Genomic DNA, 20,930 nt, shown 5'->3' with positions numbered 1-20,930 from the left:
TGTTAAGTCAATATCTCGCATGTCATTGGTGGACTCAAGCAATTAATAGTTCTTATAAACGAGGCTTGATTTCTGCTTCTTCCAATGCGCTAAATTTCAAACCGAATTCTATATTTACCAGGCCCGTTTGGCCGCAAGAGGGCATATATCGTTTCATCTCAATCGCAGGATAATAAGGACGCTTTTTATTCCAGGGGTCGATAACGATTACTGTAGCTGGAAGGCTTGCACAATAGGATATTAATTCTTCTGCGGTTTTGGGAAATAAGCCGGCATGCTCAAGATTCATTAACAGGAGGGTATGTCCGCCGCGATCATTTTTAATGTCAATACGATAAAGGCTATGCACTGGCGAAACGACATGACTACTGGCTGCTTCCCGCGCCAGACTATACAGGAAAACAAAAGCGCAGTTTGCCTGTTCAGAACAATTCCCAAAGACAGGGCTTCGGCTATGAGCATGGTAATACCACATGCTCATGTTATAGCCAGTTCCCTTTCTAAATGCCGTTTGCTCAAACTCAGGATATTCTATTTGTTCGCGTCGTTCTTTCAAGCGGTTAAATACTTGCCTTAACTGCGTATCATTCATTTTTGTACGAAAGTCCTCAAGGATACGCATGCCAGCAGGAGACAAGGGCTTGTTTGCAGCCCTCATTTTGCGGTTTACATAGTCACATGCTTCTTTAGCGATGCAGAGATTATTTGTTAACTGTTCAATTTCCTGCAAACGTTGTTCCAGGCCTTCACGGTGAAACTCAGGACTGGCAAGTTGATTCTGAAAAATAGATATCTGTGCTAATAGTGAGGGTTCATCAAGTTTTAGACAGTTAATGCGCTCGAGAAGAACCCCAAGGCGTTGTAGACAAATTTCTCGCATGTTTTTTCAATACAAAATGACAATGAATGATACATCATTGCATACTAAAGATCACATAGTAATCTCTTAGTGGTGTGATGGTTAATCCAATTAATAACTTGTTGCATCCAGAAATGATTTATATAATTGCCCGCCATAAAGTCTAAGCGTGTTTTCAGGATCGATGAGTTAAGGAAAGTTATGGTTGTTATCTTTCTCCACGGCTGGAGTGTTACCCATACCAATACCTATGGAGAGCTCCCTCAATGGCTTGAACGTCAGAGTAAAGACGGAAAACTGGGCCTTCAGGTTGGGAATATTTATCTGGGACAGTATATTAGTTTTGATGATACGGTGACCGTTGACGATATTGCGCGTGCATTTGATCAGGCAGTGCGTGATGAAGTGGCTGAGAAGCTCTGCAATGGAGGGCGCTTTGCCTGTATCACCCACTCAACAGGCGGTCCTGTGCTTCGTAAATGGATGGACTTATACTATAAAAATAATCTTTCCAAATGCCCGCTAAGTCATCTTATCATGCTGGCGCCCGCGAACCATGGCTCTGCACTGGCGCAATTGGGTAAATCGCGTCTGGGCCGTATAAAAAGCTTTTTTGAGGGAATTGAACCGGGACGGCATATACTGGATTGGCTTGAACTTGGAAGCGAGATGAGCTGGCAGCTTAATGAAAGCTGGCTTGATTATGATTGCACTGCAAACGGCATCTACTCCTTTGTGCTCACTGGACAAACAATTGACCGCCAGCTCTATGATGCAGTTAATTCTTATACAGGAGAAGCCGGATCGGATGGCATTATTCGCGTCGCTGCGGCAAACATGAATTATAGTCTGTTAAAAGTTCATCAGGAGGGAAATAATGGTGAGAATCTTGTCGTCGCCAAAATGAGACGCACACAGCCAATGGCAATGGGAATACTCCCAGGATGTTCGCATTCCGGTAAAAAAATGGGCATCATTCGCAGTATTACGATGGCCAATGCGGCCACGCATCCTACCGCTGTTTGGGTTTTACGATGCCTTCAGGTGAAAAGTCGTGAATCCTATAATGCCTTGGCAAAAGAGCTTGATAAATTAACTAAAGAAACTCAGGAAAGTGAACATAGGGAAGTAGTAAGTACGCCCCTTTATAAGCGTGAGTATATCACCAATCGCCATTCTATGATTATATTTCGATTGATTGACGACCGCGGCAATCATCTTGACGATTATGATCTTTATCTGACTGCCGGCCCCCAGTATTGCGAAAATGCACTTCCTGTGGGCTTTTTCGCGGACCGCCAGCGAAACCAGTATACCCGTGGAAAATTAACCTATTTTCTTGATTACGATATCATGGATGCCGGTATTAATACGCCAAAAATGCAAGGTAAGCTCGGCTTTCGGATCAAGGCTCATCCGGAGGCCAGTAATCAGGCGCTTGCCTATTACAGGCTGCTGGATTTTCATTCCTCGCTTGCCGACATTCACAGAATTCTTCACCCCAATGAAACGGTAATGGTTGAAATCATGCTGCAACGACGGGTTGATAGAATTGTCTCTCGAATTACCAATAACCTTAACCCCGCTAAAATTAGCAGAAAACCAACTGGGAATAAGGCAGACTGAAGATATTTATTTATTCTAAACTCTGCTATACTACAAATGTAGCAAAACATTACGATTGTAGGTGATTTATGGGAATTCCGATAAGAATTGATGAAAGCATTTATTATGAGGCAAAGAAAGTTGCGGCTGCGGAATTTCGTTCAATTCCGAATCAAATAGAATATTGGGCCAAGTTAGGAAAATGTGCATTGGACAATCCTGATTTACCCATTGAGTTTATAAAAGATATTTTGCTTTCTAAACTGCAGGATAAGTCTTTAGCTGAACCTTTCCAATTCGAGGGTGACGGTGAGTGATATTGAAATAAGGCAAATGCCTGCGTTTAAGAGGGTCTATAAAAAATTGCCCGACTCGCATCAATGTATCGTTAATGAGGCTGTGCGTAAAATTGTCAATAACCCTAAGATTGGAGAAGAGAAAAAAGGAGATTTAGCTGGCGTATATGTTTACAAATTTAAAATCAGTCATCAACAGTTTCTTTTAGCCTATGAATGGGATCCAGCATCAAGGATTTTATTAGCACTGGGCATCCATGAAAATTTCTATCGCGATCTCAAGGGAAAGCAATTATAAATTAAAGAACTCCAGATAAAGCAATAATAAAGCGGCTGCCGACATCAGTAAAAACGCCACAATGCCAATCAGATTGGATAACCAGCCATTGGTAAATTTCCCCATTATTTTCTTGTTGTTAGCGATATGCAGAATAATCAGTATGAGTACCGGAGCCGTTAAACCATAAAGAATGGCGGTCATTAATAAAGCCTTGATGGGGTTAAAGCCTGTAAAATTGATAAGCAATGCGATGATTAGCGAAACGATTATAATCAGATAGAATTCTTTTGCCGAGGAAAAGGAGCTATCCAGTCCGTTTTTGAGATCGAAAAGGGTCGTCAGCATATAAGACAAACAACCGCTTAATACCGGAATCGCTAAAAGCCCCGTTCCAATAATGCCGAGCGCAAAAAGAAAATAGGATAACTCACCCGCCAGGGGTTCCAGCGCCTTGGCTGCCTGCTCTACGGTCTGTATGTCATTAATACCTGCTTTGTAGAGCACAGTACCGGTGGTTAGAATTATAAAATACATCACCAGATTGGAGCTTAACATCCCAAAGCTGACATCCCCGGTCATAGCCGTTAGCGATGAACGTGTTATCAATGAAGACTGTTTTTTACTGCTCTCCTCCGCTTCCATCGTGGCTTGCCAAAAAAATAAATAAGGTGAAATAGTAGTTCCTAATATAGCCACCAGTATGCCCAGATATTGCTTGTTAAACTGGATATGAGGAATCAGGGTATGCTTTATTACCTGCCAGGCATTGGGATTGACCAGAAAAGGAATTATTAAATAAAGGAAAAGCGATAGGCACAAGTATTTTAAAACTGCGACAATCTTTTGATAGGAACAAAAAACCATTCCTATGGCCAGAAGAATAGTAAACAATATTGAAAAAATGGCAGCGGGGACTTGAGGTATAACCAGATGGCTGACTGCCCCCATACCCGCGATATCAGCACTTATATTTAAAATAATTGCCGGCACAGTGAGCAGAGCAATAAAATATAAAAGCGGCCGAGGATACTGTTCTTTAATGTTACTTGCCAAGCCTTTGCAGGTGACTTTACCAATGCGGGCGCACATTTCCTGAATGACGGTCATCAGGGGGAAGGTAAATAAGGCCGTCCATAAAGTGCTTAAACCAAACTGGGCTCCCGCCTGAGAATAGGTCGCGATGCCGGAGGGGTCATCGTCGCTGGCGCCAGTAATCAGGCCAGGCCCGAGCTTTTTAAAAAAATTACGTATTTTGGAACTGGTTTTGTGTGTTGTCATACATCTCCATTGCATAGATCTCTGCGCGCTTAATTCGTTAAGCTATGATAAAAATTAACGCTTGCCCCAAAGCTCTTCCAGCCGGCTATCCCGGCCGCAGCGGTAGCGATAGTAGCGGTATCGCAGCGGATTTTTCTGAGAATAATTCTGGTGATAATCCTCTGCGGCATAGAAGGTTGTTGAAGGCAGTATCTCAGTGTAAATTTTTGGGAATTTTTTTTCCAACTCCTTTTTACTTTGCAGGGCTATTCGCTTTTGATTGTCATTCAGGTAAAAAATAGCCGCTCGGTATTGACGGCCGCGTTCACAGAATTGCGCGTCTTTTGTTGTTGGATCAATATGGCGCCAGAAATAATCCAGCAGCTGCCTATAGCTTATCTGATCAGGATTATAAATGATACGCACTGCCTCAGTATAATTAGTTCGTCCTGCGGCGACATCGTCATAGGTCGGCTCTGGTGTGGTGCCGCCATCAAAACCAGTGACAGTGGCAAGGACTCCTTTCTGTTGATAAAAATCCGCCTCCATAAACCAAAAACAGCCGCCCGCAAAAATTGCTTCAGCCGGTTTTGCAAAAACAGACATACTGCTACCTATCAAGAAAACAAAGCAAATTAATTTGTTCATTGTATTCCCTTGAGCCAGCACTGATGTGTAGATACTATTTATTCCAAGGACCGAAATGCTATTTATAAGGCCAGGCAGAAAAATAATGCTATTAAAAACATCACTATTACAAAGCGTAGGGCAATACCGGTAAAATATCCAGCAATAATGAACAAGGAAAATTATGACAACTGCTATCATGTGGTTTCGTGCTGATTTACGCTGTGAAGACAATCCTGCCTTCGCTGCTGCCTGTGAAAATGCGCGCTTGATTCCACTATATATCCGGGATGAAAAAACGTCTGTCGTTTTGGGTAGCGCGCAAAACTGGTGGCTGCATCATAGCTTGCTGGCACATCAGAAAGAGCTGGAAAAAAGGAATTTGAAATTATGTCTCAAAACCGGCGCCTCATTAGCTATTTTATTACAATTGATTGAGGAACATCAGGTGGAGGCAGTATACTGGAGTCGTTGCTATGAGCCCGCCACTATTGAGCGCGATCGGAAAATAAAAGCCATTCTGAAAGACAGGGGCATTAAGGTTCATTCCTGTAATGGCAGTTTATTAGCTGAGCCCTGGACTTTGCAAACTGCGCAAGGAGGGTATTTCAAGGTATTCACCGCGTATTGGAAGCATGCTCAAAAGCAGCTTGATTTACCCGCTAGCATTCCCATTACTCAATTCCCATCTTGTCCAGAAGTCGATTCTGAAACTCTTGATGATTGGAATTTACTTCCTGAAAAACCCAATTGGGCTGCCGGCTTTTCCAATTATTGGCAACCTGGCGAGACGGGCGCGCGGGCGCGTTTAGACGCCTTTCTTGATGAGGGGCTTTCAACGTACAAAGAGCAAAGAGATTGCCCGGCGCGCCTTGGAACCTCGCGCTTGTCACCACACTTACATTTTGGCGAGATTAGCCCGACCATGATTTACAGACAAGTGCTGCAGATGCAGGAATATCAGACGTTCGCCTCTGCTTCAGTAAATCAGTTTTTAGCCGAGATTGGCTGGCGGGAATTTTCCTATTACCTGCTTTATCATTTCCCAAACCTCCCGGCACAAAACTTTCAGCCGGCATTTGATGAATTTCCCTGGCAGGATGATCTCTCTTTATTGCACGCCTGGCAGAAAGGGCAGACTGGATATCCTTTAGTGGATGCCGGCATGCGAGAGCTCTGGCACACCGGCTACATGCATAACCGCGTGCGAATGGTCGTGGCTTCCTTTCTGGTCAAGGATTTGCTGATTGACTGGCGAAAGGGTGCTGACTGGTTTCAGGATACTTTGTTAGATGCTGATTTAGCCAGCAATTCAGCAAGCTGGCAATGGGTGGCCGGCAGCGGGGCGGATGCCGCTCCTTATTTCCGTATTTTTAATCCAATATTGCAGAGTGAAAAATTTGATCCCCAAGGTGAATATATCAAAACCTGGGTGCCGGAATTGAAGAAGCTGCCTGCGGCATTAATCCACAAACCCTGGCAGGCAACAAAGGAGAAAGGATTTCGTATTGGGGAGGATTATCCCTTGCCGATTGTGGATCACAGCGAAGCACGAACTCTGAGTCTGCATTTTTATGACTTGATTAGAAAGAAAAAATAAACCTGTTCGCCTTTGCGAGCGTCAGCGAAGCAATCCAGATCGAAACTAAACAAAGTCAGGTCGTGGATTGCTTCGCTGACGCTCGCAAAGACGGTTGTATGCACCTTTATTCCGCTTATTCATGCATTTAAGCGCCCTGACAATGGGACAAACTGTTGTTTGCCTCTTTATTAAAGGTGGTTGATGCAAAATCCTTTTTTAAATCAACGACAAAGGTCTGAGCGCTAGTTTCCGTATTTTTTCGATCAGTCGAGAAGAAAAAGTTTCTATGTTGCGCCATAATGTCTGATGCCGTTAAGTTTTTAAATTGGTTTCCGGCGATCGGTAGCGAGTGTTCCCAATTTTCGATAAGGTCTCCCACTATGGCTTCGGTATTTCCATTGAAAGCTTTTATTAATTCACTACGCAAATTTTGGAACGCTTTTATCTTCAATTCCGGGTTTCTTAAGAAAATACTGGACTGCTCAAGTGCATCTATCTGCGCGGAAATCCTTGTTAGAAGCACGATTGCCGCCAATGCATCATCGTATTCTTCCGCGGATTGATCCGGGTATAAATCCCGATTGTTTATTTTATTTGTTACAAGTAAGGCGGCAATGGCCAAATCAGGTGATTGCTGCTCCCTGTATTCCTTAATGGATTCAATCACTGCGGTTAAATCATCGGCAATAAAAATGTCGCTAACCCAGTCAGGTTTATATTTTAAAAATAAGTCCAGCATTAATGCTTTGGTGTGCTTATAGTTCATTCGGTTAGCGAGACGGTCAGCAAATCCCTTGGCAAATGTACTTCTTTCCAGTAGTCCGTTAGGCATGGGAACTGAACCATCTTTGGCAGTTAATTCTTCAAAATCTTTTCTTGCCGCCTGAAACGCCCCCCCTGGAATATTTTTATCTGGCTGGTATTCCAATAAGTTGTCAAGGAAAGGATTCTCTTCTCGCAGCTGGTTGATAAAATCGTCAAATCCATTATCAGTATAAAGATATTCTTTTTCACCAGCCTCCCGGGCTTTAACCAGCAGCTGATCAAATCGATGAGCATTTTCCCTTGTCATTTGATTCCAGACCAGATCACAGGGTGTAATAATGCCATGTACTGTAAACCCTTTCGCTTCCAGTTTTTTTATTAATTCAATTCGCTCCTCGGTTTCCAAGACACGAAACCTCATATCCGAGAATAAATAAATGTCTTTAATACCGTTTCGACTCAAAGCGTTCAGCAGGTTTTCGTTTAAATCATTTGCATTAAACAGCAGTGTTTTATCGATATCGAGAAGTGCGACAGGTCTGTTCATGATAGTCCGTTATGAGGTTTGTCCTTGTATATAACTATATAGCAGAATTATTAAGACACTCTTAATACCTTCTACTCCTACGTCACACCTCCTATCCCTACGTCCCCCGCTTTATGCGGGGGACCCAGAGATCTTAGTGAACTACCTACGGATAACCATAAAGCATCTCAGTGAGCAGTTCTACCTAACTCAGGAGAAAAAACACCATAAAAGTGAGACTTAAAACGATTAGAAAAGGTTTCACAGCTTGTCGGGAAAGCAGTTTTAACAGGGTATATAAAATAATCCCCGCGCCAATTCCGTCTGCAATTGACGAAGTCAGAGGAATCATAATAATGGTGAGCATGCAGGGAGCAATTTCCGTCATATCGGTCAGTTTCAGATCCACCATATGCTTCATCATGCAGCAGGCTACATAAAGTAAAGCCGGCCCTACCGCATAGACAGGGATCATCTTTGCCAGCGGAAAGAAAAAAAGCATTAGTAAAAAACCGACGGCAATGACGGCAGCTGTCCATCCGGTGCGCCCGCCTGCCTCAATCCCCGCGGCAGATTCGATAAACGGAGAGGTGCTGGCTGAGCCTAATAATCCAGCCAGCATCGAACCTGCAGCATCGGCTGACAAACTATTGGCAATGCGTTGCTGATGATCCCTCTGATCTTTAAACAGGGATTGATTTAAAAGACCAATTAAGGTGCCTGTTGCATCAAACAGAGCAATTAAGAAAAACGTAAAGGTTGCCTTTAATGTGGTTGTCGAGCTGAAAGAAGAAAAATCAAGCTTCATAAAAGTAGGTGCTAAAGAAGGAGGAAGCGCAAAAAGTCCTTGCCAGGGCACCATCCCAGTCAGCAATGAAATGAGGCTAATCGAGAGAATACTCAAAATGATAGCGCCAGAAATTTTGAAATAGTCAAAGATTAAGATAAGAATAAAGCCGAGAAAGAACAGTCCGGCTTCTGGTCTTGCCAGATTCCCCATTTGTAACAAAGTATGCGCATTACTGATAATAATCTGATTGGATTGCAATGCAATAAGCGCTATTAGAAAACTAATTCCAATAAGAATAGCCAGTTGCAGATTATCCGGAATGGAATCCACCAGTATTTTTCTTAATGGGGTGAGACTTAGTAACAGAAACAAAAGCCCGGATACGAAAACCATGGCCAGCGCCTGTTGCCAGGGGATCCCCATGCCCAGAACGACACTGTAGGAAAAATAAATATTCAGTGCCATACCGGGTGCGACCCCGATAGGCGCGTTGGCTAGCAGACCGGTTAGCAAGGTGGTAATTGCGGTGACTAAACAGGTGGCTGTAAACACTGCGCCCTGATCCATTCCCGCATCATGTAAAACAACGGGGTTTACAAATACGATATACACCATTGTTAAAAAGCTGGTAATCCCCGCGAGGACTTCGGTGGAAAATCGGACCCGATTGTTTTGGGCGGTTTGAATAGTATTCATGATGCTGGAATCAAGGGAGGGCATTGAAAGCACAATGCTATCCAATCCATAAAAATTTGCAATGAGTAATTTAGAAATGAATATTTAAAACGCCGAAAATAATTTCTATCGCGATTAGGAAAATGATAATTATCTCCAGACTGTGCGAATGACGGTTTTCGAGATAGCCATTAAACATATCAAAGATTTCGTTTATTGTATCGAGACGATGATTTAAGGCATTCACCCGGCGTGGGATGTGTAAATATCGCTCCAGCATCGTGTAATACTCCTCAAGTGTCGGGTGTTGCCAGAAATATTTAGGGTGATAAAGAAAATTACTGATTAAATTCATTTCACTTTTTGCGCCTAAAATTTCACCTATGACCTGGCGGATCTGATTACGGCTGATTGGCATTTGCCCTTTATGCGACAGGCTTTGAATCAGAGGGTTGTACTTTTCAATGAGTGCATCTATTTTAGTTTCAAAATATTGCAGCTTAACTGATTGTGAAAAGCCGTAGGACAAGCTTAATTTCAAGTCGTCACTGTCGTCATCGATGCTGATGCAGTCAACATCAAAATAATCATGCGGTTCGATGGCGATTTTGTCGCTGATCCGATAGCTGAACTCGTCACGGACCAAAAACGAGACAGGTTTATCGGCGTATAATTTGAACAATTCAATATAATTGTCAATCTGATGCCGTTTAATCCCCCAGGAAACTACGGTTCCATTTTTAAATATGAAAATCACATACTGTTCACCTGTGAAGGGCGTCAGTTTGAGCACATCACGTGATTTAACCGCCGAGTAGCCTTTCACGCTTGCTTTAAAATAATGATCAAGACGTGTTAAATCAATACTATTGGCTACACAATAACTAAGGCATTCCATCGATGAAACCTGTTTTAAAACCCGTTGCTAACGGCATCAGTCAACTAATAATTGAATTATATACGATTTGCTTTTTTTATGCAGTCTCAGTTTCTTTCCTGACTGGATAAGGTTTCTTTCTATCGGTTGCCCCACTTAACCACTGAGGACAAATTTCAAGAATTTGCGCAATTTTATCCAACTGCTCACTGGAAGGAAGCAGATGACCGAAAATCATCGCATTGGCTAAATGGCGGGTAACGCCAAACACTTTTGAAACTGCTTTTATTTTTTCAGCGAGTTCTTCGGGAAACCCTAAAACCGATAACTCCGAATTAAAACGCTGTGAAAATACCTTACTATTCATTTTTCACTCCATGAAATTTCTAATTACTCAGGGCTATTTCTATTAGTTAATAGGTCCCCATATACAAACATGTCCTGCCAATCCCTGTTACAGAACATAAGGTAGTCTAAATCCATTGTTCGCTTCCATTAAGGAAGATGAGCTTTGGAGATTCTATCCGGGAATATCCAGCTTTGGAATTAATACCACCCATTCTGTTATAACTCATTTTGTCGAAGTCGAAAAGTATTTTCTTTTGTTTTTAAAAACAGTGAGTTAAGCGGTAATTGTTTTAAGACTAATCTCAATACAGAGTGGTACCAAGGCCTAATGGCGCTTACTTAAGATATTTGCCTTCGTCCCTCGGTTTGTCCCTGCGAGATGGTCACAAAATTTAACCATTCTCCTATAAAAGCCACATACCCGTAAGAGTCTACGTACTCCGTAAGAGTCTACGTACTCCGTAAGAGTCTACGTACTCCGTAAGAGTCTACGTACTCCGTAAGAGTCTACGTACTCCGTAAGAGTCTACGTACTCCGTAAGAGTCTACGTACTCCGTAAGAGTCTACGTACTCCGTAAAAGTCTACGTACTCCGTAAGAGTCTACGTACTCCGTAAAAGTCTACGTACCCCGTAAAAGTCTACCTACCCCGCTTTATGCGGGGTATCCATAAAAATGATAGTGAGTTTTAAATGCTTTTGCCAATTAGACGCATTGCCTAGCTCCCTCGGACAAGCCGAGGGACCTGGGAGTAAGGGTTAAAGCCTTAAGTGAGTGCCATTAGGCATCAAGACCAATAAGGAACTGGTATTATGGCTGCCCCATTATTCATTGTCCTGATGATATTTGAAATAATTCAAATCAAGTTCGCGGGCCGCCCGCACATCATCCAAACGTTTGACCGGTAAATTGTGAGGCGCTCCTTTCAGTAATTCCGGATTTTTCTGAGCTTCGTCGCGTATAGCATGCATGGCAGCTGCCAGACTGTCCAAATCTTCCTTGGATTCTGTTTCGGTGGGCTCAATCAATAAACATTCAGGAATTAATAAGGGAAAATAGGTTGTCGGTGCATGAAAACCATAGTCGAGCAGACGTTTTGCCAAATCCATTGCCGTGACGCCGAAGTTTTTCTTTTCCTGACTTAGCGTCAGAATAAACTCATGGCTTGCCCGACGTTCTGGATAAGCGGCTGTAAACCCTGCTTTACTTAACACGCTCAACAGGTAGTTGGCATTAAGACTCGCAAACTCTGAAACACGTAAAAGACCTTCTTTACCCAGAACACAAATATAGAAATAAGCTCGCAGAAGAATGCCGGCATTGCCCATGAAACAGGACAGGCGGCCAATGCTCTGAGGATAGTCTTCCCGGGTTGCCCAGCGATACATACCATCGGATTTTACAACCACTGGAATAGGCATATAGGGCAGAAGCCTTTTGTTCACTGCAATGGGACCAGAGCCCGGGCCGCCGCCGCCATGGGGTGTGGCAAAAGTTTTATGCAGGTTTAAGTGCATGACGTCAAATCCCATATCGCCCGGTCTGACACGACCCAGAATGGCATTTAAATTCGCGCCATCATAATAGAGTAACCCCCCTGCCTGATGAACAATGGCTGCGATTTCCTTAATTTGCTTCATGAACAGGCCGAGTGTGGAGGGATTGGTCAGCATAATGCCGGCTGTTTTTGGACCTACTTTGCTGCGAAGCTCCTCCAAATCGATGTCTCCATCCTTAGCCGTGCTAATCTCGATGACTTTAAACCCGCACATGACTGCTGAGGCTGGATTAGTGCCGTGTGCCGCATCCGGAATAAGCATTTCGGTTCGCGCACTGTCTCCTCTGGACTGATGATAGGCTTTAATCATGGCAACACCGGCAAATTCGCCTTGTGAACCGGCCATTGGGGTCAGCGAAACACCTGCCATACCAGTAATTTCTGCCAGGTAGGATTGCAGCTCATACATTGTTTGGAGATAGCCCTGGCTATGCTCTGCACCAGATAAAGGGTGTCTGTTAAGAAAGCCATTGATTGACGCCGCCTTGTGAACTCCTCTTGGATTATATTTCATTGTGCAGGAGCCAAGGGGATATACATTGGTGTCAATCGAAAAATTCTTTTGTGAGAGACGGGTATAGTGACGAATGACTTGTAGCTCAGAGCATGCCGGCAAGCGGGCGGGTTTCTGGCGCAAAAACTTTTCCGGTATTCCTGTACTTTTCGTGCAGGATGAGGGGATCTGAGCTGCTGCACGACGTTTGGCTTGTGAGCGTTCAAAAATCAACATAATTTGCCCTCCGTATCCTGGATTAAATTTTTTAGTGCAGCGCAGTGTTTCACTGGTGTAAATTCGATGTAGTTATAATCTGCAATTTCCGCCATGTAATAAGGATCCTTTTCCATTACTGACTCGAGAAACTTACGGTCAGTTGTCGCGGCAATAATGATCCCGCCAGTACGTGGTTTCATAGGTCCTGAAGCCACCAGAAGGCCCTGTTTATAGTAATAATCGAGAAATTCCCGATGCGCCTGAAGGTATTTATCCACCTCGCTCAGCGGGGTCTTATAGGTTAATTGAATGATGATCATTACTTCCTCACTTAGCCATAATGCATTTCATCGTATTAATGAAGTGATCAATTTCTTCTGCCGAGCGCATTTCGGTTGCACAGACCAGCAGGCTGTTTTTCAGGGTCGGATAATGCGATTCAACCGCATAGCCTCCAGCTATCCCTGCCTGATGCAGCCGTTTAAGAACTTCTTCCACCGGATTATCCAGTTGCAGCAGACACTCATGAAAAACAGGTGCTTTGAAAGCAATGCGGACTCCCGCTATTGCGCTTAAACCCTGAACGAGATTTTGCGTATTGGCATGGCAATGAGCCGCTACCTGCTCAAGCCCATCAGCGCCCAGTAAACTTAGATGGATGGTTGCGGCGGTTACCAGCAGGCCCTGATTGGTACAAATATTGGACGTCGCTTTTGCCCGGCGAATATGCTGCTCTCTGGCTTGCAAAGTCAGCGTAAACCCGGTTTTACCTTCTTTATCGAGCGTTCGCCCGATAATGCGGCCTGGCATTTGACGAACATGCTCCATCCGCGTGCTGAAAAAACCAAAATACGGACCTCCGGAAGCCATGGGACAGCCTAAAGGCTGGCCCTCGCCGCAAGCGATATCCACACCGCTTTCTCCCCATTGTCCTGGTGGTTTGAGTATGCCCAGAGAAATGGGATTTACACAGGCAATGCTAATAACCTGATTAGCTTTTGCCCAGTTTGTCATGGCATCCACTTCTTCGAGGCAGCCAAAAAAGTTAGGCTGGGATACCACCAGTGCCGTGATATCCTGGCCGCTATATTGTTCAAGAACGGAAAGGGCGGTAATACCCTGTTCCATATCCACAGGGAGCGTGATCACTTCAATATGCTGATTACAAACAATGGTTTCCAGTGTCTGTCGATAAAATGGATGAACGCTTCCCGCGATCAATACGCGGCTGGTTTGTTTGTGCTTTTTAATGCGCACGGCCATAAGCACGGCTTCGGCCAAGGCGGTAGCCCCATCGTACATGGAGGCATTGGCGACTTCCATGCCGGTGAGTTCGGCAATCATTGTCTGAAATTCATAGAGCAGCTGCAGGGTGCCCTGACTGGCTTCCGCCTGGTAAGGCGTATACGCTGTTAAAAACTCACCACGTGAGGCAACATCCCATACTGCGGCTGGAATATGATGCTCATAGCTGCCCGCCCCGATGAAACAAATGCCATTATCATTCAAATTGGCAATATGCTGCGCTTTTTTAAGCATCGCCATTTCACTGATGCCCGATGGCATATTTTTAAGTTCGTTATACAGCAACTCCTTGGGAATTTCGTCGAATAACTGCTGCGTCTGGCTTACGCCAATCTCGGCAAGCATAGCTTGTATATCATCTTCTGTATGGGGAATGTAAGGCATAATTAATGGTCCTCAGCAATCTCTTGCTCATATTCGGCTTGATTCAGGAGCCCGTTTAATTCATCTGGATTACTGGCCTTAATCCGCACCAGCCAACCAGCCCCAAAAGGATCGGCATTCACAATCGCGGGATTTTCGCTGACTTGATGGTTGACAGCTACAACAACACCACTGATCGGAGCATAAAAATCAGAAGCGGCTTTCACTGATTCAACCACACCGATCTCATCTCCTGCTGAGACTTCATCTCCCTCTTCAGGCAACTCAACAAAAACCATATCGCCCAATAGCTGCTGTGCGTGATCAGTAATACCCACAACGCATTCATCTTCTTCTAATTGTAGCCATTCATGTGTGGGAGTAAATTTCATAACCATCATGATATCCTTTTATTAATGTTGAAAGACTTCAGTTAAACTTTTCTGACTTAAACAATGCGTATTAAAGAGGCGCTCCATTTTTAACAAATCGGGGCTTAACCACTTTTGCATTTAACAACTTACCCCTGATCTCTACCTGCACCTCGTCACCTGTACCTGCAGGTACTCTGGCCAGAGCGACTGATTTTTCAAGTGTGGGGGAATAGGTTCCGCTGGTGATGATACCGTCATTTTCACCTTGTACAGCAACCCGTTGTCCGCTGCGCATGATGCCTTTGTCCTCGAGAATCAGGCCGACCAGTTTTCGTTTAACACCATGTTGTTTTTGAGATATTAAGGCCCCCATGCCAATAAAATCGCGATCCTCGGGTTGCCATTTAACTGTCCAGCCCAGTCCTGATTCAAGAGGTGTCGTGGTCTCATCCATATCTTGACCATAGAGCAACATGCCGGCTTCAAGTCTTAAAGTATCCCGGGCTGCAAGGCCGCAAGGTTTAACCCCTGCCTGTATTAATGATGTCCATAATGCCTTGGCGTTTTCAGGAGGAAGAATGATCTCCAGGCCTTCTTCGCCGGTATAACCGGTGCGGGCAAAAAAGTATTCATTGACATCGACACATTCAAAATAAGTCAGTGTGGAAATAGCATCTGCTTGTGCCGGTGTGAGAACAGACAGGGTTTTGGCCAGTGCTTGTGGACCTTGCACTGCCAGCATGGATAATTCAGTTCTTTCCTGTAATCCAATGGAAAAGCCTGCGCTTTTTTCGCGTATCCAGGCCAGATCCCTGTCGCGGGTAGCGGAATTGAGAACGATACGGTAATTATCTGAAGCGCGCTGATAAACAATCAAATCATCGATGATACCGCCATGCTCGTTGCACATACAGCTATATAAGGCTCGACCGGTATGAGCTAACTGATCCACATCATTGGTCAGCAATTTGCGCAGAAACTGACGGCCTCCTGCTCCCAGAATATCGACAACCGTCATATGCGAAACATCAAAAATCCCCGCGGCCTTACGCACGATATGGTGTTCTTCCAACTGTGAACCATAATGCAAAGGCATATCCCAGTCATGAAAGTTGACCATTTTTGCACCCAGTTCCAGATGCAAGGAGTGCAGGGGTGTTTTAGCTACCATTTCTAATCCTTTAATTCGCAGGTGTGGGTCTGATTATACTCGGTTAAGTCATGAGGACAAGTCTAATTAACTCTTTCTATCTGCTGCTTGTTTGTACACAAGGGGCTGTCTTATTAAGAATATAGCACTGATACTTGCTGCGGTTTCAATCACATGCCAACATTAAAGGAAGAAATAAAAAGGAGCGTTAAGAATGGTTCAGGATTTGCCTCCTCACTCCTGGGGAAGCCGGCTGAAAGACACGTTAGTAGGGCTAATTTGCGGATTGCTGTGTATTGGATTAGCCAGCTACCTGATTTTCTGGAACGAGAGAACAGGTTATCGTTACGACTACTCGCTCGATGAGACGCAATCGCTGGTTACTTCAATCCCTAATCGTCCTGTGAACAATGACAACAATCAAAACGTCGTCTATGTTCAAGGGGATGCGACAACCAATCGAACACTTAGTGATTTGCAATTGAACATTACAGTCGATGGTCTGGCTTTAAAACGTCAGGTATTTATTTATCAATGGCAGGAAGAAATTGATACAGATCATGAACAACCCCGCTATCGATATTTTACCGGTTGGGCTGAAAAATTAATTCTTAGCAGCAGTTTTCAGGAGGCGAATTCACATCCTAACCCGACTACCTTGCCAATTGAGTCTTTGTATCAGTATGCTGAAGATGCTGCCTTGGGAGATTTTGTGCTGCCGAGCACCGTTATCGACGCCATACCCGATGTATCCAATGTCGATTTAACCAAAGTGGATCTGCTCGCACTGCAGCAAAAAGTCAATAAGCCCGCACATCTGATTAATAATGAGATCTATCTGGGAGCTGATCCTAAAGAACCGCAGGTAGGGGATATGCGGATAAAAGTGACCGCAGTTTTCCCACAGAAAATAAGCGTAGTCGCACAGCAGAATGGCAATACCTTGCAGGCTTATCAGACTGCGGCCGGCGATTCAATTCTGTTGGTTGCTTCAGGTGATGTGTCTGAAGAACGTATGTTTGATGAAGCACGGGAAAGAAGCCCCGGGGTCGTTTGGTTTTTGCGCTTTTTCTGTTTATTGCTTTGTGTGACCGGTGTTTCTCTGCTATTAAAAATCATGATGGTTTTTGCTGATAAAGCAAGTTTTGCCAGAAAAATAATTCACCCTGGCGCTACCTTAGTCTCGGCTATTGCTGGTGGAAGTTTATGGAGCTTTATCACTGCTATCGCTATTGCCCCATTACAAATAGAGATAACCCTCGTACTATTGGCCATTACAGTGGCTGGTGTTTATCTGTTAACCCGCATTCATCCCAAAGGATAGTAATGTGAGCAATGCGGCGAATGAGGAGTTGATACGGTGACCTGGCAGGGTATTATTGCGTTTATCTGGATGCTCATCTTGTTATTCATGCTGGGTTATTTTTGGCGGTATCGCTCTAAATTTAAAACATCGCAGGCTTGGCCCGTAGCAAAAGGACAGATTACCGAGCTGATTTGGGTTAAAAAAGATCATTTTCTTTGGGCTGATATTCAATACAGCTATGTCGTTAATGGGGTGAGTTATGCAAATAACAGTCTCTTTATAGAACAGCGATTTCGCTCTCCGAAATCCGCTTATGCGCGACAGGTTGCCTATCAGGCGGCATTGGCTTATGAAAAAGGAGAGGACATTAGGGTTTTTTATAATCCATCGAACCCTCAGGAAGCTGCTTTGGATACCCGAGTGCCCTTAAAGCTGACGATTATCCTCGTTTTACTGGGGGCGTTCCTGCTCTTTCATGTCTCAAGCTTTATATTTGGCAATATTTGGTGGCAAGGTTGAACCGTTCCGTTCATCTTGAAGCTCTGCTGTCATTCCCGCGCAGGCATTGTTGCGTGGATGAAAATAGGTGTGCAAAAGTTCGTCTTTGCGAGCATCAGCGAAGCAATCCACCCATAACCCTGTTCAAAGCTTGATCTGGATTGCTTCACTCTGTTCGCAAAGACAAGAGTATGGTTGGATGGTTCTTTTCACGCACAACCCCTGTGCGGGGACGACACAGTTAAATCCGGGTGGAATGACTAATCGTCAGATCTCAATGGATTAGCAAACCGGCGGACTTACTTATTTTCCCGGCTCATGGTGTTCAGTTTTACTCTGACATTCACAGGGCGGTTCAATAGTCTTCGAGGTCAGGCTGGTGATCGCAAGCCCTCTCACTCCTTGCCCTGACGGAGCCTGTTCAAAGGTAATGGTCACACTTAAATTCTGTTTCTGCTGGTATTGTGGGTTTTTATAAAGCACCAGAACAGGCATGGTGGCCTGCCAGTGGCCATTTCCTGAAGAACTGACGGTCGGTGGAAGTGTTGCCACTGCGCTAACATAATAGGCATTGGTTTTTACCGCATCGGGCAGCTTCGATTCATTAAGCGCGGTGCTGTAGGCTATCCATCCATTGGAACTGAAATATTTGGCAATCTGTTTTTGACGGTCAATAAAGTTCTGATAATTGAAAGTATAGGTTGCAATAATTGCCTCGTTCGCCCAGACTGCCTGCTCTGTGAAATCTTCATCTGCTGCAAGACAGGAGGCAGAACAGAATAATGAAACTGAAAGGAAACAGACTTTAGCTCTCATGATAATCCCTTAAATTAGTACCGCTTGGCCGCTATAACCGGGAAACCAATAGTTTAACGCAATGTCTGCTGGCATCAAGTATTTTCATTTCCCCTTAAATGGCATAAAAAAACCCGGCCTTAGGCCGGGCTAAATAGCATCATGTCACTGCCTGTATCAGGAGTTACCAGGATGCACGCTCCATCCAAGAGGGAAGATGAAGCGAAGCAATTACATTGCTTATTTGGTTAGACGTAACAAATTTGAAAAAGTTCATTTCTTTTTTTAAAATTCAGATTTTTTTCCGGTATCGAACAATCAGTATTTATGATACTCTAGGCCCTTACGCTTGTTTGCAGCGTTCGCTGTGCAAAAAGTGTAAAGAACCTGGTGTTGAATTTAACCTGATTCATTCAATAAAATTAAATCTTTATTCAGATTTGAATGTATAGCCTGAAAAAACTCAAGCTTGTACAAAATTGCATTTTCAATGCGGACAGGATAAAAAAATCCTGACTCGTCATTCTTATGATGGCTTGACCATCAAATGGATTTGCCTGTGCGGAACATAGGTTGAAGTGGAGTTCGCTAAGACCATGAACGAGATCCGTATAAGATAAAACTGATGAGAGGGGTGGCTTGGTGCGCAATAACCGATTCTACTTTGCCAACCGCGAAAATGTTGGTCGCTTTGTTAATCGCTGGGATTTATTGTTATTAATCCTGACCTTTTCGCTGTTATTTTTCTTAGGCTGGGCAGGCCAGCAAATGGCGGTCCCCTATCAATTAGGTGATCCCTTACCGATTTCCCTCGCTCCTTCTCATTTGCCTTTTTATGCGCTGCGTACCGTATTGCGTATGTTTATCGCACTTGCCTTATCCATCCTGTTTACTTTTGTGGTGGGTGCTGCCGCTGCAAAAAACAGAAGGGCGGAGCAAGTGATTGTGCCGGCGATTGATATTCTGCAATCTGTTCCGGTATTGAGCTTTCTTTCTATCACAGTAACCGGATTTATCCATTTATTTCCCAATAGTTTACTGGGTCCTGAATGTGCGTCGATTTTTGTAATTTTTACCGCTCAGGTCTGGAATATCACTTTTGGATTTTATCAATCATTGAAAACAGTGCCCCATGATTTGAAGGAAGCGGCGGCCATGTTTCAATTATCGTCCTGGCAAAGATTCTGGAAAGTCGAAGTGCCATTTTCCATGTCTGGCCTGCTCTGGAATATGATGATATCGATGTCGGCCAGCTGGTTTTTTGTGGTGCTATCGGAGGCTATTTCGGTCGCGCATCAGGATATTCTTCTCCCTGGGGTCGGGTCATATATTGCCTTGGCCATTGAACAGCAGAATTTAGCCGCAGTGGGCTATGCGATATTAACGATGGTGATTGTGATCTTTCTCTACGATCAAATTTTATTCCGACCCTTAATTGCCTGGTCTGAAAAATTTAAAGTGGAACAATCGCCGGATGAAGAGGAATATCAATCCTGGCTGATTGATTTGATTCGCAGCAGCCAGCTAATCAAACGGATGGCGAAGCCGCTTTCTGCTGTAAAAGAGCGTTTTGTCAATGCGCGCAGGTTAAAGACCCGCGGGCCATCAGTGATAAGAGAAATTGATTCGCGGCGACAAAAAAAACTGGACTGGTTATGGAATGGGTCGGTGCTGCTGATTATTGTTGCCTGCAGCTGGATGCTGCTTGAATTTATTCTGACCAAACTGCGGCTGCATGATATTACGCATGCCTTTCTGTTGGGAGCGGCCACCGGAGCGCGGGTGATTATTCTTATTCTGCTAAGCTCTGTGATTTGGATTCCAGTCGGTGTCTGGGTCGGTCTAAGGCCTCGTATTGCACAAAAAATTCAGCCAATTATTCAGTTTGCAGCTGCCTTTCCCGCCAATTTATTTTATCCCTTATTTGTGATAGCCATTGTCCGCTTTCAGCTGAATGTAGAAGTCTGGGTCACTCCGCTCATGATTTTAGGTACCCAGTGGTATATTCTGTTTAATGTGATTGCGGGTGCTTCAACCATACCTCGGGATTTATATCTGGCCGCCGACAATTTCGGTTTGAAGGGCTGGATTTGGTGGAAGCGTCTGGCCTTGCCAGGTATTTTCCCTTTCTATATCACCGGTGCGATTACCGCAGCCGGCGGCGCATGGAACGCCAGTATTGTGGCTGAGTGGGTCAGCTGGGGCAGCACTACCTTAAAGGCGACGGGTCTGGGTGAATATATTCATGCCAGTACAATTGCCGGGGATTTTCCTCGGATTGCCCTGGGAACTTCAATGATGTGCCTTTATGTGCTGGCCTTTAATCATTTGATATGGCGTCCTCTGTATCGGCTTGCAGAGAATCGTTTTAATTTTAACTGA

The 20,930-nt window shown here is 44.3% G+C and carries 20 protein-coding genes; 7 read left to right on the top strand and 13 right to left on the bottom strand.

Translation table 11 applies throughout. From position 1 onward, the window contains the following. Nucleotides 1–52 precede the first annotated feature (52 nt). Entirely contained in the window at nt 53–880 is an 828-nt protein-coding gene (locus DYH61_RS13900; protein WP_058507121.1) for a hypothetical protein, read from the bottom strand. Nucleotides 881–1,060: 180 nt separating this feature from the next. On the opposite strand from DYH61_RS13900, the gene plaB reads away from it, so the two are divergent. The 3 genes from plaB (at nt 1,061) to DYH61_RS13885 (ending at nt 3,058) form a co-directional block, all read left to right on the top strand. Further along, nucleotides 1,061–2,485: a phospholipase PlaB gene (gene plaB, locus DYH61_RS13895; protein ID WP_058507122.1), complete on the top strand. Its 1,425-nt coding sequence runs from the start codon at nt 1,061–1,063 to the stop codon at nt 2,483–2,485. Nucleotides 2,486–2,553: 68 nt separating this feature from the next. Beyond that, complete coding sequence (locus DYH61_RS13890) at nt 2,554–2,781, top strand: TA system antitoxin ParD family protein (protein WP_058507123.1); 228 nt, start codon at nt 2,554–2,556, stop codon at nt 2,779–2,781. Next, complete coding sequence (locus DYH61_RS13885) at nt 2,774–3,058, top strand: type II toxin-antitoxin system RelE/ParE family toxin (RefSeq protein ID WP_200823622.1); 285 nt, start codon at nt 2,774–2,776, stop codon at nt 3,056–3,058. Before DYH61_RS13890 ends, DYH61_RS13885 begins: the two co-directional genes overlap by 8 nt. On the opposite strand, the gene DYH61_RS13880 is transcribed toward DYH61_RS13885, so the two are convergent. Both DYH61_RS13880 and msrA read right to left on the bottom strand, forming a co-directional pair. After that, nucleotides 3,053–4,318, bottom strand: coding sequence for an NRAMP family divalent metal transporter (locus tag DYH61_RS13880; RefSeq protein ID WP_058507124.1), 1,266 nt, complete (start codon nt 4,316–4,318; stop codon nt 3,053–3,055). The two genes, DYH61_RS13885 and DYH61_RS13880, sit on opposite strands and share 6 nt — an antisense overlap. A gap of 54 nt (nt 4,319–4,372) precedes the next feature. Further along, a complete protein-coding gene (msrA, locus tag DYH61_RS13875; RefSeq protein WP_058507125.1) occupies nt 4,373–4,945 on the bottom strand; it encodes a peptide-methionine (S)-S-oxide reductase MsrA in 573 nt (190 codons plus the stop codon). 163 nt (nt 4,946–5,108) lie between these two features. Here msrA and DYH61_RS13870 point away from each other — a divergent pair, with 163 nt between their 5' ends. Beyond that, complete coding sequence (locus tag DYH61_RS13870) at nt 5,109–6,524, top strand: cryptochrome/photolyase family protein (RefSeq protein WP_058507126.1); 1,416 nt, start codon at nt 5,109–5,111, stop codon at nt 6,522–6,524. A 127-nt stretch (nt 6,525–6,651) separates the two neighbouring features. Here the strand turns inward: DYH61_RS13870 and DYH61_RS13865 are convergent, their stop codons facing one another. From DYH61_RS13865 to gcvT, 9 genes are all read right to left on the bottom strand, one after another. Continuing rightward, complete coding sequence (locus DYH61_RS13865; protein WP_058507127.1) at nt 6,652–7,818, bottom strand: hypothetical protein; 1,167 nt, start codon at nt 7,816–7,818, stop codon at nt 6,652–6,654. A 184-nt stretch (nt 7,819–8,002) separates the two neighbouring features. Then, nucleotides 8,003–9,283: an NCS2 family permease gene (locus DYH61_RS13860; protein ID WP_058507317.1), complete on the bottom strand. Its 1,281-nt coding sequence runs from the start codon at nt 9,281–9,283 to the stop codon at nt 8,003–8,005. Between the two features lie 70 nt (nt 9,284–9,353). Then, nucleotides 9,354–10,160 carry an RMD1 family protein gene (locus DYH61_RS13855; RefSeq protein WP_058507128.1) on the bottom strand — a complete coding sequence of 269 codons (807 nt, stop codon included), beginning with the start codon at nt 10,158–10,160 and terminating at the stop codon, nt 9,354–9,356. Nucleotides 10,161–10,236: 76 nt separating this feature from the next. Next, nucleotides 10,237–10,506, bottom strand: coding sequence for a hypothetical protein (locus DYH61_RS13850; RefSeq protein ID WP_058507129.1), 270 nt, complete (start codon nt 10,504–10,506; stop codon nt 10,237–10,239). 805 nt (nt 10,507–11,311) lie between these two features. After that, nucleotides 11,312–12,775, bottom strand: a complete 1,464-nt coding sequence (gene gcvPB, locus DYH61_RS13845) for an aminomethyl-transferring glycine dehydrogenase subunit GcvPB (protein WP_058507130.1) — start codon at nt 12,773–12,775, stop codon at nt 11,312–11,314. After that, nucleotides 12,769–13,077 carry a YciI family protein gene (locus DYH61_RS13840; RefSeq protein ID WP_058507131.1) on the bottom strand — a complete coding sequence of 103 codons (309 nt, stop codon included), beginning with the start codon at nt 13,075–13,077 and terminating at the stop codon, nt 12,769–12,771. The genes gcvPB and DYH61_RS13840 overlap by 7 nt, the downstream gene beginning before the upstream one ends. A 7-nt stretch (nt 13,078–13,084) precedes the next feature. Continuing rightward, complete coding sequence (gcvPA, locus tag DYH61_RS13835) at nt 13,085–14,446, bottom strand: aminomethyl-transferring glycine dehydrogenase subunit GcvPA (RefSeq protein WP_058507132.1); 1,362 nt, start codon at nt 14,444–14,446, stop codon at nt 13,085–13,087. A 2-nt stretch (nt 14,447–14,448) separates the two neighbouring features. After that, nucleotides 14,449–14,826, bottom strand: coding sequence for a glycine cleavage system protein GcvH (gene gcvH, locus DYH61_RS13830; protein WP_058507133.1), 378 nt, complete (start codon nt 14,824–14,826; stop codon nt 14,449–14,451). A gap of 61 nt (nt 14,827–14,887) precedes the next feature. Next, on the bottom strand, nt 14,888–15,970 hold the full coding sequence (gcvT, locus tag DYH61_RS13825) for a glycine cleavage system aminomethyltransferase GcvT (RefSeq protein WP_058507134.1): 1,083 nt from the start codon (nt 15,968–15,970) through the stop codon (nt 14,888–14,890). Nucleotides 15,971–16,163: 193 nt separating this feature from the next. On the opposite strand from gcvT, the gene DYH61_RS13820 reads away from it, so the two are divergent. Both DYH61_RS13820 and DYH61_RS13815 read left to right on the top strand, forming a co-directional pair. Beyond that, on the top strand, nt 16,164–17,273 hold the full coding sequence (locus DYH61_RS13820; RefSeq protein ID WP_058507135.1) for a TMEM43 family protein: 1,110 nt from the start codon (nt 16,164–16,166) through the stop codon (nt 17,271–17,273). Nucleotides 17,274–17,309: 36 nt separating this feature from the next. Then, nucleotides 17,310–17,774: a DUF3592 domain-containing protein gene (locus DYH61_RS13815; protein WP_058507136.1), complete on the top strand. Its 465-nt coding sequence runs from the start codon at nt 17,310–17,312 to the stop codon at nt 17,772–17,774. A gap of 282 nt (nt 17,775–18,056) precedes the next feature. Here DYH61_RS13815 and DYH61_RS13810 read toward each other — a convergent pair whose 3' ends face one another. Continuing rightward, complete coding sequence (locus DYH61_RS13810) at nt 18,057–18,569, bottom strand: DotI/IcmL family type IV secretion protein (protein WP_058507137.1); 513 nt, start codon at nt 18,567–18,569, stop codon at nt 18,057–18,059. A gap of 621 nt (nt 18,570–19,190) precedes the next feature. Between DYH61_RS13810 and DYH61_RS13800 the strand changes: the two genes are divergently transcribed. Further along, nucleotides 19,191–20,930, top strand: coding sequence for an ABC transporter permease (locus tag DYH61_RS13800; protein WP_083499184.1), 1,740 nt, complete (start codon nt 19,191–19,193; stop codon nt 20,928–20,930).

Origin of the sequence: Legionella quinlivanii (assembly GCF_900461555.1) — a bacterium.
GTDB lineage: Bacteria > Pseudomonadota > Gammaproteobacteria > Legionellales > Legionellaceae > Legionella_C > Legionella_C quinlivanii.
The sequence above is the reverse complement of the archived record's forward strand: the minus strand, read 5'-3'. Positions and strand labels throughout refer to the sequence as shown.